Here is a 12567-nt window from a genome sequence, read left to right as displayed (position 1 = left end):
ATGAATTGAGAGACTTAACTAATCAATCAATTGGTTTAGGAACTCTCACGTTGGTAGTAGAACCGCCAGAACAAGCCAGTGTAAAAGCCCGGAATTTAATTGAGAGGAGTAGAGAAATTTCTGATCAACAAGTCAGAAGAAAATTAGTAGAATTAATAGAGACAATCATTGTTTATAAGTTTCCTCACAAGAGTCAAGCGGAGATTCAGGCAATGTTAGGATTGGGCGATTTGAAAGAGACCAGGGTTTACCAAGAGGGTAAACTTGAGGGTAAACTTGAGGGTAAACTTGAAGCAGTACCTCGGTTATTGAAGTTGGGGTTAACTTTGAAGCAGGTAGCACAAGCACTGGAGTTAGAGCTTGCAGAAGTTAAAAAAGCTGCACTAGGGCAAACTGAGCCAGAAAAGCAGTAAATTATTAGATTATGGCGATCGCTATGCCTAATTTCAAGTATAGCAATGATCGCTGTACCAATTCAATTGCCAAGCAATTCTGTTTGCGGAGAGTGCCGTAGTTAATTAAGCTTTACCACTACCAATTAAATATAACAATGCCATTCGCACGGCTACACCACTGGTAACTTGCGATTGAATTAGGCTAAATTGGGGATCATCCATTAAATCAGAGCTAATTTCTACACCGCGATTTACTGGGCCTGGATGTAAAACTTTGACATTGGGTTTACACAGTTTGAGTTTGGCGCGGGTAATGCCAAATAATTGATGATATTCTCTTAAACTTGGGAGTAAATGAGCCGTCATGCGCTCTTTTTGTAAGCGTAAAGTCATGACAAAATCGGCATCTTGTAAAGCTGGTTCTAGTTGCCAATGGGTGAATAAACGTTCTACGTTTCCTTCTTCACCTAGATATTCAGCAAAGAATTTAGGTAATAGGGTGGGAGGTGCGGCTAGGTGTACTTGGGCTTCACTGGCAATTAAACTCCAAATATTTGATCTAGCTACGCGGGAATGAAGAATATCGCCGATAATGGCAATTTTTTTCCCTTTTAATAGTTCTATGCGCGGCTGGGCTGGATCAATTATACTACAAATAGTAAATAGGTCAAGTAATCCTTGGGAAGGATGTTCATGTTGACCATCACCGGCATTGAGGACACTAACTTTTACACCTAAACGATCCATTTCTTGAGCGATCGCACTGGGAACTCCCGCTTCTTTATGGCGTATAACCATGATATCAGTTCCCATGGCTAAATAGGTTTTCGCTGTATCCAGAATTGTTTCTCCCTTGGTCATGGAAGACGTAGACGCAGCAAAATTGAGAGTATCAGCACTTAAACGTTTAGCAGCAATTTCAAAACTACTGCGAGTTCGGGTGGAAGGTTCAAAAAATAAGTTTGCTACCACCTGTCCCTGTAATGTGGGGACTTTTTTCGTCCGTCGTGAAAGTACCTCTTGAAAGGAGGCCGCAGTTTGTAGAACGGCGTTATATTCAGCCGTCGTGAAGTCAGCTAGAGAAAGAATGTGATGACGATTCCAGGTGGTAGTAGGCATAAATAGCTATGATTTGTGGACTAGAGAATAATACCGGGTACTTCTCTACGGCTTGTGAATTTGTATATGCAGTGGCAATGATAACACCTGTGTTCTATCACTTTTCTTTTGCTATCTGATTTAGTTTAAGGAACTGATGATTTCTCTCGGCGGTGGCGGTTAATTAAGAGCAATTTTACTCGTCTTTGTCATCCACAATACAAGGTTGGGTTAAGCGATCGCGTTCACGTAGTGTTCCGCAGGAAAGCGCTCCGCAGGAATCGCGCAACCAAACAACAGCTTTAATAACCAACCCACTCAAAAAGATCATTGACAAACACTACCAATCACAACTAACATTGAATTAGATGCTAATTAAACTTGCAGCCATGATAAACCTTAGTAAAGATATACATTCCCTCACCGAATTTAAGCGTAACACCACTGAATTTCTACAACAGATTAAAAAAACAAAACACCCCTTAGTTCTCACTGTCAACGGAAAAGCCGAGTTAGTTGTTCAAGATGCAGAATCTTATCAAGAACTATTAGATGCTGCTGAGTTAGTAGAAACTTTAAAAGGCATTAAACTAGGCTTAGAACAAATGCAGCAGGGTGAAGGAAAAAAAGCCGAAGATTTCTTTAATGAACTATTTAATAAATTAGATAGTTCCAATGAATGATAAATATCAAATCATCATCCAACCAGAAGCGCAGAAAGCAATAGAAGACGCTTATTTCTGGTTTAGTAATATTTCTCACCAAAAGGCTAGAACATGGTTAGAAGGATTATATAAATCTATTTTATCACTAGAAATAATGCCTTCTCGTTGTTCTCTAGCATTTGAAAATGAATTTTTTGATCAAGAAATACGACAACTTATATATGGAAACGGAAGAAACGCCTATCGAATTATTTTTACAATTGTTGACGATAATGTTCAAATTATTTTTGTGCGACACACGGCTCAAAAACCAATCAGAGAGGAAGAATCAGAATAACTAATGTAGGTTGGGTTAAGCAACAGCGCAACCCAACAAATGCGTTAGGTTTTATTCCATTGCTTGGCAACGCTAACGCGAACAACCCAACCTATAAATTAAGACTTTTTTTGATTTGGACAAGGTATTGTTAAAGTGAATATATATGATGTGGGAATATTTGTACAATTAATTTATATTTATCAATTCTTTTAGCTATCGTTAATGTTGGGTATCGTTCCTCAACCCAACCTACAAGATCAGCGATCGCACTTTACAAGTTTCTCAGAAGTTAATATCTCTGGGGTCTCTCCAGTGTTCCATCAGCCAGGTTGGTCCAGCAATAAATTCTCCATTGGGCCAAGTGGTGTTTTGAATGAAGACATCACCGTCATCACAACAGAAACTAACATTCGAGCCTTGGAAGTTATTACTGATGGCACTAAAAGTCTTGATACCTCCTCTCATAGTAGACCATCGCAAGTCACAACAGCAGAAGTGGGGATGATTCCCGTAGTCGGGACTAGCACAAATCAACTGACTATCCCTCATATCACAGCAGATGAATTTAGCCGACACATCCTCGCCCTCCAAGATGGCACCTTGCAAGTTGACGTGGCTAAAATAAGCACCACACAAGTTAACCGAGCGCAGATTGACCCCACTCAAGTTAACTCGATGCAAGATAATATCTCGGAAATCTCTTTCCCCATCAGCATAACGCTTGAGCAACTCCTGGGCATTAACAACTTTGGGGGAGTCCCTTCTCATACTGCCATCGGGCATAATGGTGGAGGCGAAAATAGTGCGTTCACCAACTTTGATGTTGGTCAAATCGGCATCTCTCAAATTACAACCAATCAATTTGGTACTTCTCAAGGTAGCACCAGTCAAGTCAGCCCCAGTCAAGTCAGCCCTAGTCAATTTAGTACCAGTCAACTCACTAGCGGTGAATTTGGCTCCCCGGAGATTGGCATGACTCAAGTCAGAGTTAATAAAACGAGTACACAAATGGCTCCTTTCCAAATTAGTGCCACTAAAATTGGCATTAACGAAGTAGGTACCACCGAAAGAAGCACCTTCCAAATTAGCAGCACTAAAGTCGATATCCATAAAACAGGGGTAGTCAAACCGGATATTTCTCAAATCAGCACCAGCAAAGTTTCTTTCCCCAGCCTCATAACGCTGAATAATTTCTTCTCGCAAAGCGTTCAGTCTGAGAATTTCGTCAAATTCGTCCATAACACCAAACCCACATCCTTTAATACCCTTAACTCTACCGCACCCACTATCTGGCAATCGCTCTTCGACCCCACCTTCAACCTAACCCTCCAAATCACCGACCTCCCCACAGGACAACTAGCCGAAGCCCAAATCACCCAATTCGACCAATACGATCGCCCCAACGGTGGCACACTCCTCATCGACCACGACGCTAACGGCGCAGGCTGGTTCATAGACCCCACCCCCTGGGAAAATAGCGAATTTGCCCAAACCATCACCGACACAGCCTACCAAGCCACCACAGGCGACGCATTCGGCAAATACGACCTCCTCACCACCATCCTCCATGAAACAGGACACTTATTCGGTATAATCAACGGCAACCCAGGATTTGACAGCAACGTACAAACACTTAACGGCAAAAAAGTCTTTGTCGGCAAAGACTTCACAGCCAACCTATCCCTAGATGGCAGCCACCTCGACGCAACAGTACACCCCTACGACCTAATGAACAACACCCTAGCACCAGGTGTCCGTAAACTGCCATCCCTACTTAACCAACAAATAATTAACACTATCCGTAGCGTTGGGTTTTATTCCATTGCTTGGCGTATGCTTGCAGCACGCTTTACGAACACGCTGTGTCCCACAGGGATACGTTCACGTTCCACAAACCAACCTACACATCAAGACTTTTTTCGATTTGGACAAGGTATTTTTAGAGTGAATATATATGATGTGGGAATATTTGTACAGTTAATTTATATTTATCAATTCTTTTAGATATCGTTAATGTTGGGTTTCGTTCCTCAACCCAACCTACAAGATCAGCGATCGCACTTACGCCGTAGTGTACTAGAGAAAGAATGTGATGACGATTCCAGGTGGTAGTAGGCATGGGAAGAGAGAAAAGGTCAGGGGGCAGGGGTGTATTGCGATACGCCCCTACAGCAAGAGGTCTGTGATTATTTAATTTAATGTTGTAAATGAAATACGTTCAACGCCGTAGAAATTAGGGTGAGGAAGGTTAAAAAGCCGATACTGTCTAGTAATGTTGTCACTAACGGACCACTCATTAAAGCAGGATCTAGTTTCATTCTTTGTAAACCCATTGGTAACAACGTTCCCAGAGTGACAGCAACCATGGTATTGGTAGCCATGACCATGCCGGCAATTAGGGCTACCCATCTTTCTTCCGGTTTAGCCCAAATTAGGGAAAGGGCAATCATTGTTAGACCTAAAACTAAGGCTGTACCAAAACCAGCCAGGAGTTCTTTACGGAGAATTTTGCGAGTGTCGTGAGGTGTTACTTCACCTACCCCTAAACCGCGAATGGTGACTGTTAAGGCTTGGATTCCTACTGTACCACCTGTGTTGGAAAAAATTGGCATGATCACGGCTAGAACTGGGACGGCGGCGATTACCTGTTGAAAAGGAGCGATCGCACTGGCAGCACCAATATATAATCCCATGATTCCCAACAACCAAGGCAAGCGTTTACGAATTGTGATATGTGGTGGAGATAATGCTGCTTCATCACCACTAACTGCGGCTAATTTTTGAATATCGTCTGTGGCTTCCTCTTCTAAAATATCAATTACATCATCAATGGTAATGATACCCACTAATCTGTCTTCTCGATCAACTACAGGCATGGCAATTAAATCATAACGCTGCATGATCCGGGCGACTTCTTCTTGGGGGGTTTCGGTTTTGACTTTGATGACGCGATCGCTGGCAATATCTTTAATTAAAACATCGGGAAAGGTAAATAACAACTGCCGCAAGGAAACTACACTGACCAAAGTACGGTTATTGTCGGTAACATAAGCGTAGTAAATTGTTTCTTTGTCTTCGTCTTGTAGACGGATTTTACTTAAAGCCTCTCCAACGGTTAATCCTTCTCGCAATCGCACATATTCTGTTGTCATTGCCCGGCCAGCAGTTCCTTCTGCATAGCCGAGAATGGTGGCTGTGGCTTGTCTTTGTTCTGAACTTAATTGTTGCAATAACCGTTTAACTACCCCAGCCGGTAGTTCATCAAATAAATAAGCCCTTTCATCAGGACTCATTTCTTCTACCAGATGTACTACTTGAGCATCATGGAGAGAATTGATTAGTTCTTCCTGTACTTCTGTTGGTAAATATTCAAACACATCAATTGCTTGAGCCTTGTTGAGTAACCGGAAAGCGATCGCTCTTTGTTTTTTCGGCAATTGTGTGATATATTCCCCTACATCTACGGGTTGTAAACAGTTTAAATCACATTTAAGTTGATTTAAGTCAGCAACGTCTAAAGAATTGCGAACGTCTTGTGTAAGCATTAAACACCTCCTAATACCTCCCCTAGCCGGGGAGACTATCTCGCCAGCTTAGAGGAGGGTTATACTGCCATCTGGTGGACTTCTGTCCATAAAATCTTAAAAACTCAATAACTCAATATCGACATCCAAACATTAGGACACCGCTAACGTATTATCCTAACCTAGAATTGTTATCTGGGATAGATATCCAGTGTTAGCACTATTGTTTGGCGGTATTTTATACCATAACTCACAAAGTTATCTTCAACCTAATAATTGATCAACTTCATTAAATCAACATCTTTACTTTATAAAAAATATGAATTTTCGTAACAGCGATCGCTAGATATTTATGCTATTTCAGAAAGTGAGTTAAAATGAGAATAAAAGAATTATTAAAGATGACGAGCAGCCTTTCCTTTTCCCTCTGAATAGATATCTACTTCATTTATTAATCTACAGATAGATTAAATAAACCAATTTCCCTACATTTGGATTTTGACATTTTGGATGCTTTATATCTCTGGTAAATTATCAAATACTTGTTTAACTAACTGTTTTGTTTTCTCCTCTAGATATTGCCAATCAACTTCCCCAAACTCATCAATTAAATTTGTATCAATATCTACTGCCATATTCTCCGAACTATAATTAATAAAACAGACTTGGTAACAAATATCCCACAAATCTACGCTTATTTGCTGCTCTTGATATTGTAAAAGCAAATGATATCCTGGATGGGGTATGGGCAAACGAGTCAAAGTGTGTTTAATTTCCTCAGACTGTTCTGGTGTTGCTGTTTCTATTTCTTGCAACAACTGAGTTACCAAGTCTTTAGTTTCATTAGTAGTACCAGGTGGCCAAATCAAAACGTCGTGATAAGTTCCTTTCCAGGAAGATTGGTCAAGATGCTTGCGAAGATTGTCAACAACGCGAATAAATGCAGGTTGCATGAGTAGTTCAGCTTGCTGCCATGCAGTCGAATTTGTTATCTTAGGTGGCATTGTTATAGAAGGGAACAGGGAACAGGGAACAGGAGGTAGGGGGTAGGGTTAAGAGTCTTTTAATAACTCAAGTTGCTAGTAATTAATTTTTCGGATATTTTGTAGTTTGTAGGGTGCGTCAGACCGAATAATTTAGACTAAAATCACTAATTTTAAGTTTCTGACGCACCTTATTTCATCTAACTAGCAACTTACGTTAATGTCTGACTTTTATCATACACGGAACTTACGCTTTGTACAAAATGCAAATGATATAAAGGAAATTACTTAGTTTCAGGCTTTTGGAATCGCCTATTAGTGCGGTGCGTCAGATAAAAAAATCTGTTGTTTGCTAAATTATCGGGTCTGACGCACCCTACAAGAGATAAAATCCATAATATTTAATAGATTCTGTCAATGCGTAACTCCTATTATCTATACTTTTTTTACTTCTTTCCTCCTGACTCCTGACTCCTGACTCCTGACTCCTGCTATATATTGGTTTTATTAAAGAACTAAATTTTTAGTTTAAATCTTTTCCCAACATAGCGGATTTCCTGAAAAAAATTTGGGAGATATTGACTACCATCGGGAAAATTAGGTATTATAACTGCGGAGGGAATGATGATAGGAAAATTACTAGACCATCGCTACCAAGTGATTCGCATCTTGGCGACGGGGGGATTTGGTCAAACCTACATTGCCCAAGATACCAGACGGCCAGGTAATCCCATCTGTGTTGTCAAACATTTAAAACCAGCCAGTTCTGACTCTAAAATTTTTGCTACTGCTAAACGTCTGTTTCAAAGTGAGGCGGAAACTTTAGAGAGACTGGGTAATCATGGACAGATACCCCGTTTACTGGCATATTTTGACGAAAACCAAGAATTTTTCTTAGTTCAAGAATATATTGACGGACACACTCTGGGGGAGGAACTTATCCCTGGTCAGCCTTGGAGTGAAACTCAGGTGATACAATTGTTGGTAGAAGTTCTGACTATTTTAGAATTTGTCCATCAACAAGGTGTAATTCACCGCGATATTAAACCAGATAATATTATTCGCCGCGATGCTGATTATAAATTAGTTTTAGTGGATTTTGGGGCTGTTAAACAATTGCGTTGGCGTAGTCCGTTAGAAACATCTCCTTTAGTAACAGTTGGGGGACAGTACAGTGCTACGGTGGCTATTGGCACTCCTGGATATATGCCTACGGAACAGGGACAAGGTAAACCCCGTCCTAATAGTGATATTTATGCTTTGGGGATTATTGCTATTCAAGCATTAACAGGGGTATCTACCAGCCAGTTACAGGAAGATGCCAATACAGGTGAAATTTTATGGCAACATTTAATTCCTGTCAATTATCGTTTGGCAGCAGTTTTAACTAAGATGGTTCGTTACCATTTTAAAGACCGTTATCAAAATGCTACAGAAGCATTACAAGCTTGTCAAGAGTTGCAAACTTTGACTCCTGAGTTCTTGATTGTTGGCAAATCTCCCCAGGAAAATACCTATTCAGCCAAGAAAGCTGCGTCTCATTTGTTGACAAAACCAACTATGGCTGTTGCACCTTCCTATGCGATTAATACTAAAAATAACAGTAAAAATTCTGATAAATCTGACCCTTTACCTCTATTAATTGGCATTTTATTAGCTGGTGGTGCGGCTGCTTTAGTAGCTAATTTATATCCTAATGTGAAGAATTTGGCTAGTAATAATGCTACTACGATGAAAAAATGTGCGGCTGTGGTGGCTGGTAATTCTAATATTCGTTCTGAACCGAGTGCGATTAATTCTGATAATATTCTCAAGATTGTTGGTGATGCCAGTGAGTTTGAGGTGACTGGTAAACGGACAAAAAGGGGTTGGGTGGAGTTAAAGTTGAAATCTGGACGTTTGGCCTGGGCGCATTCTGATGTGATTGCTAATAAATCTGAGTGGGTTTCTTGTTTGCGCGATCGCTCTATCAGCATTCAAACTGTAGATGATAGTAATTTAATTGCTAATAGACCAATTCCCCAAGCCCAAGAACAACCTACAGATGATATAGTTATTACCACAAAACCAGTTGATCAGTCAAGTGATCAAACAGAAAAGGCGAAAACTGTAGAACGAGCGAGAAAGAGATTTGAATCAGGAGATTTACAAGGTGCGATCGCTATTCTTAAATCTATTCCCAGTAATGCAGCATCTGGGATTAAAGAAACAGTGGAAATTATTAATCAATGGCAGCAAGATTGGGCAAAAGCGGAAGCCCTAGCCAATGATATCAATAAAGCCATAGATAATGGTGAATGGGATCAAGTTTTAAACTACAGAAACAATCCCGAAAAGTTACCGAATATCAAATACTGGCAGGATAAACTAGATCCTCTGTTTAAGCAAGCCGCCGAAAATGCGGCTAAACAGCCAGTTATTCAACAAGAAAAACCGGAAAATCAGAATCAATAACGGCTAATGGGAATAGGGAAATTAAGGGTATTAAAACTAATTTAGTAGTTACGCATTGACAGAATACCAAAAAGTGCATTACAGAGAAAACAGTTAACCTAGAAAGAGGAATATTAAGTGTAGATGACACAGTTATAGAAAAGATTTACAGCAACCGAAAAAATGCCGAGTTAATCGGTTGTTTTTGATCAGGGAAAGCCCATAAAACTATTATTGGCTTAAATTTAATCACTTTATATTACAGTGATACTAATGGTAACTGGAATTTAGACTAATTTCCCCTCCTAATCCGCCAAAGTATCTCTAGGCAAGGCTTTAAAGGTCTCGTCTAAACTCAAATGGTAATTCAGTAGCAATTAATACATAATGTATGATAAGTAAGGAAGGAAAAACAAAAAACGATTATTTCAGAGAAATGGTAAGCTGGGCAGTGAAACCCAGAATGGTAACAGGAGATAGTTGGTATATGGCTAATGCCACGCTACGCTATCAGGAGTAGAAAATCTAAAATTTCTAAAAAACCAGAAATTGGGCTTCCTATTTCGGAGTTGAGAAAAATAGAACTGTTTCAAATGAGCCAAACAAGTATGTGGAATTGGTCAGATTGACAAGAATGCCATTTTCTACACTACATGGATAATGTTTTTTGTCAATGCGTAAGTCCTAATTACATTCCTTTGTTGAGAACAGGGTCATGACTTTTTTATTACTGCTACTTTTAATTAGAAAGTAGCGATATCATAATACCCTCTTAACCTAAAAATGAAAATCTATCACTTGTGATACCCGATAGTTAGTACATTTTGAGAAGCAAAAAAGGATTTAATCAACCTTTTCTTCCTAAATGTCCTTTTAAGCGATCGCTATCCAATCTGATATTTCATTTAAGAGGAATTTATGGCTTTTGATACAACCCAGCCCGCTCAAGTCAAGGGACTAGCCGGTTATACAGTTGACCCTATTTTTACAGTTGGCGAAACCATTAATGGTTATACTGCCCCAGGGATTCTTGATGGTACAGGTGCTTATCAACTAAATGAAACCACAGTTCGGGTTCTGGTTAACTCAGAATTAGCTAACAATGTTGGTTATGCCTACACATTAGAAAGCGGTGCTTCCTTAACAGGCGCACGCATCAGCTATTTTGATATTGACAAGCGGTCACTGAAAATAGTTAATTCTGGTCTAGCTTACGACACAATTTACAACCGTGCTGGTGAAGTTGTAGACCAAGCATCTGACTTAGAATTTTCAGGAATCAACCGCTTCTGTGCTGCCAACTTGATGGAAGCCAACCATTTTGGTGCTGGAATGGGTTTTAGCGATCGCATTTACTTCGCTGGTGAAGAAACCGATGGTGGTACACAGTTTGCATTAGACACCGCCACTGGTAATTTGTGGGCGTTACCTTGGTTAGGCCGTGCTGCGTGGGAAAGCGTTACCGAACTAGATACAGGAAGCACCGATAAAGTTGCTTTATTAATTGGTGACGATCGCGGTCCTGCTCCCCTAATTCTTTACATTGGCGACAAAAATGTTAAAAATGACGGCAGTTTCCTAGACCGCAATGGATTAGGTCAAGGTAAACTTTACGTTTGGGTAGCAGACGATACAACAGATGCCGCAGACGCAATTGAAGCTGATGCCAGAGATTTTTCTGGTGCTGGCAACATGACAGGTGGTAAATTTGTCGAAATCGACTACTATCGTCCTGACTTAGCTGGTACTGCTGACTACGATGCTCAAGGTTTTGCTACCCAAGAAAAACAAGATGCTTTAGCTGCTGGTGTTCAAGCCTTCTTGTTCTCTCGTCCTGAAGACGTAGCCACCAATCCCTTTGATGGAACTCAAGCTGTTTTAGCTTCCACAGGTCGGACTGGTTTATTTGATGATGTAGATACCTGGGGAACAACCTACCGGATTGATGTTGATTTCAATGACATTAATGGTGGTGACATTTCTGCAAAAATTGACATTCTCTATGATGGTAATGATGAAGGTAATAAAGATTTTGGTCTGCGTAGCCCTGACAACTTAGATTGGGCAGACAATGGCAAAATCTATATCCAAGAAGACCGGGCTATTGGTGCTGACCTTTTTGGTGCAACCTCTGGAGAAGAAGCCTCTATCTGGTCTCTTGACCCCTCCGCAGCAGATCCAGCCGCCACTGCAATCCGGGTAGCACAAATTGATCGGACTGGTGTACCTTCCGATCAAACTGATCCTAATCCTGGTGATATTGGTAACTGGGAATCCTCTGGTATTCTTGATGTTTCCACCCTATTTGGTAATGCTCCTGGTACACAGTTCATCTTTGATACACAGGCACACAGTCTTCGTGATGGTAACATTATCAATGTTCCTGGTATTGACACCGACGGAGATGGAACTGTTGAGGCTAATGACAACTTAGTTCAAGGTGGTCAATTAGCGTTCTTGATTGCTCCCGGAGCTAACCTGATTCAAGATTCTACCTTAGTACCAGGTACATCTGGTGTTGACATGATTGACGCTGGTGTAACTCCTGGATTTGATGGAGTTAACGATGTAGTCTTCACCGGTGCTGGTGCAGATATGGTTGACAGTGCAATTGGTGGTATTTTAGCCAGTGGCAATCGGCTTAACACAGGTAGTGGTGATGACACCGTTTTCGTTGCTAATGGCGATCGCGCTTTTGGTAGCATAGGTAATGATGAACTAGATGCCACAGATGCCAGCAATTATCGTCTTTCAGGTGGTACTGGTAATGATATGTTCTTCTTAGGTATGGATGGCCGCGCCCTTGGTGGTGATGGTGACGACCAATTCTACGTCCAATCTGGTGGTAACAATCTACTCTCTGGCGGTGCTGGTGCTGACCAATTCTGGATTGTTAACGGTGAATTACCAGACGCTTATAACACCATCCTTGACTTCCAAATGGGTACTGATGTATTAGGTATTTCTGGACAAGGTGCAGGTTTTGACTTTACTGACCTGACTTTCAGTGGTAATAGCATTGCGATCGGTGGAACAACCGTGGCTATGTTGAATGGAATCAACACTACTAGCTTAACTGCTGCTAACTTTGCCTTTGCTTAAAAAGCCGCAGAAGTAATTCTTGAATTTCTAACCAAGATGTGATGCTTG

General features: G+C 40.7%; 11 protein-coding genes and 1 pseudogene. 7 read left to right on the top strand and 5 right to left on the bottom strand.

Features of this window, described 5'->3' with window-relative positions; translation table 11 throughout:
• Window positions 1-413, top strand: a 413-nt coding sequence (locus VB711_RS15535; RefSeq protein WP_323287031.1) for a DUF2887 domain-containing protein, incomplete at its 5' end; no start/stop codon positions are given.
• A gap of 105 nt (window positions 414-518) precedes the next feature.
• Here the strand turns inward: VB711_RS15535 and VB711_RS15530 are convergent.
• Window positions 519-1514 (bottom strand): aspartate carbamoyltransferase catalytic subunit, encoded by a 996-nt coding sequence (locus tag VB711_RS15530; RefSeq protein WP_323287030.1) that lies wholly within the window; start codon window positions 1512-1514, stop codon window positions 519-521.
• Between the two features lie 175 nt (window positions 1515-1689).
• Complete coding sequence (locus VB711_RS15525; RefSeq protein ID WP_323287029.1) at window positions 1690-1824, bottom strand: hypothetical protein; 135 nt, start codon at window positions 1822-1824, stop codon at window positions 1690-1692.
• A gap of 37 nt (window positions 1825-1861) precedes the next feature.
• On the opposite strand from VB711_RS15525, the gene VB711_RS15520 reads away from it, so the two are divergent.
• On the top strand, window positions 1862-2176 hold the full coding sequence (locus VB711_RS15520) for a type II toxin-antitoxin system Phd/YefM family antitoxin (protein ID WP_323287028.1): 315 nt from the start codon (window positions 1862-1864) through the stop codon (window positions 2174-2176).
• Window positions 2169-2495 carry a type II toxin-antitoxin system RelE/ParE family toxin gene (locus tag VB711_RS15515; protein WP_323287027.1) on the top strand — a complete coding sequence of 109 codons (327 nt, stop codon included), beginning with the start codon at window positions 2169-2171 and terminating at the stop codon, window positions 2493-2495. The genes VB711_RS15520 and VB711_RS15515 overlap by 8 nt, the downstream gene beginning before the upstream one ends.
• Before the next feature lie 264 nt (window positions 2496-2759).
• Here VB711_RS15515 and VB711_RS26480 read toward each other — a convergent pair whose 3' ends face one another.
• Window positions 2760-3587, bottom strand: a complete 828-nt coding sequence (locus VB711_RS26480) for a pentapeptide repeat-containing protein (RefSeq protein ID WP_416233588.1) — start codon at window positions 3585-3587, stop codon at window positions 2760-2762.
• Here VB711_RS26480 and VB711_RS26475 point away from each other — a divergent pair.
• On the top strand, window positions 3486-4481 hold the full coding sequence (locus VB711_RS26475; protein WP_416233587.1) for a hypothetical protein: 996 nt from the start codon (window positions 3486-3488) through the stop codon (window positions 4479-4481). The genes VB711_RS26480 and VB711_RS26475 overlap by 102 nt on opposite strands.
• A gap of 191 nt (window positions 4482-4672) precedes the next feature.
• On the opposite strand, the gene mgtE is transcribed toward VB711_RS26475, so the two are convergent.
• Both mgtE and VB711_RS15500 read right to left on the bottom strand, forming a co-directional pair.
• A complete protein-coding gene (gene mgtE, locus VB711_RS15505) occupies window positions 4673-6022 on the bottom strand; it encodes a magnesium transporter (RefSeq protein ID WP_323287025.1) in 1350 nt (449 codons plus the stop codon).
• Between the two features lie 494 nt (window positions 6023-6516).
• The gene (locus VB711_RS15500) at window positions 6517-7005 is read right to left on the bottom strand and encodes a hypothetical protein (protein ID WP_323287024.1); all 489 of its coding nucleotides are present in this window, start codon (window positions 7003-7005) and stop codon (window positions 6517-6519) included.
• 603 nt (window positions 7006-7608) lie between these two features.
• On the opposite strand from VB711_RS15500, the gene VB711_RS15495 reads away from it, so the two are divergent.
• The 3 genes and pseudogenes from VB711_RS15495 to VB711_RS15485 all read left to right on the top strand — a co-directional run bounded on the left by VB711_RS15495 (window position 7609) and on the right by VB711_RS15485 (window position 12519).
• Window positions 7609-9438 (top strand): serine/threonine-protein kinase, encoded by a 1830-nt coding sequence (locus VB711_RS15495; protein ID WP_323287034.1) that lies wholly within the window; start codon window positions 7609-7611, stop codon window positions 9436-9438.
• 337 nt (window positions 9439-9775) lie between these two features.
• Window positions 9776-10045, top strand: a pseudogene (locus VB711_RS26470) (IS701 family transposase); the annotation flags it as partial.
• A 290-nt stretch (window positions 10046-10335) separates the two neighbouring features.
• Window positions 10336-12519 (top strand): alkaline phosphatase PhoX, encoded by a 2184-nt coding sequence (locus VB711_RS15485; RefSeq protein ID WP_323287023.1) that lies wholly within the window; start codon window positions 10336-10338, stop codon window positions 12517-12519.
• The last annotated feature ends 48 nt before the right edge of the window (window positions 12520-12567 follow it).

The organism is Cronbergia sp. UHCC 0137, assembly GCF_034932285.1.
Lineage (GTDB): Bacteria > Cyanobacteriota > Cyanobacteriia > Cyanobacteriales > Nostocaceae > Cronbergia.
This window is presented reverse-complemented; position numbering and strand designations above follow the sequence as displayed.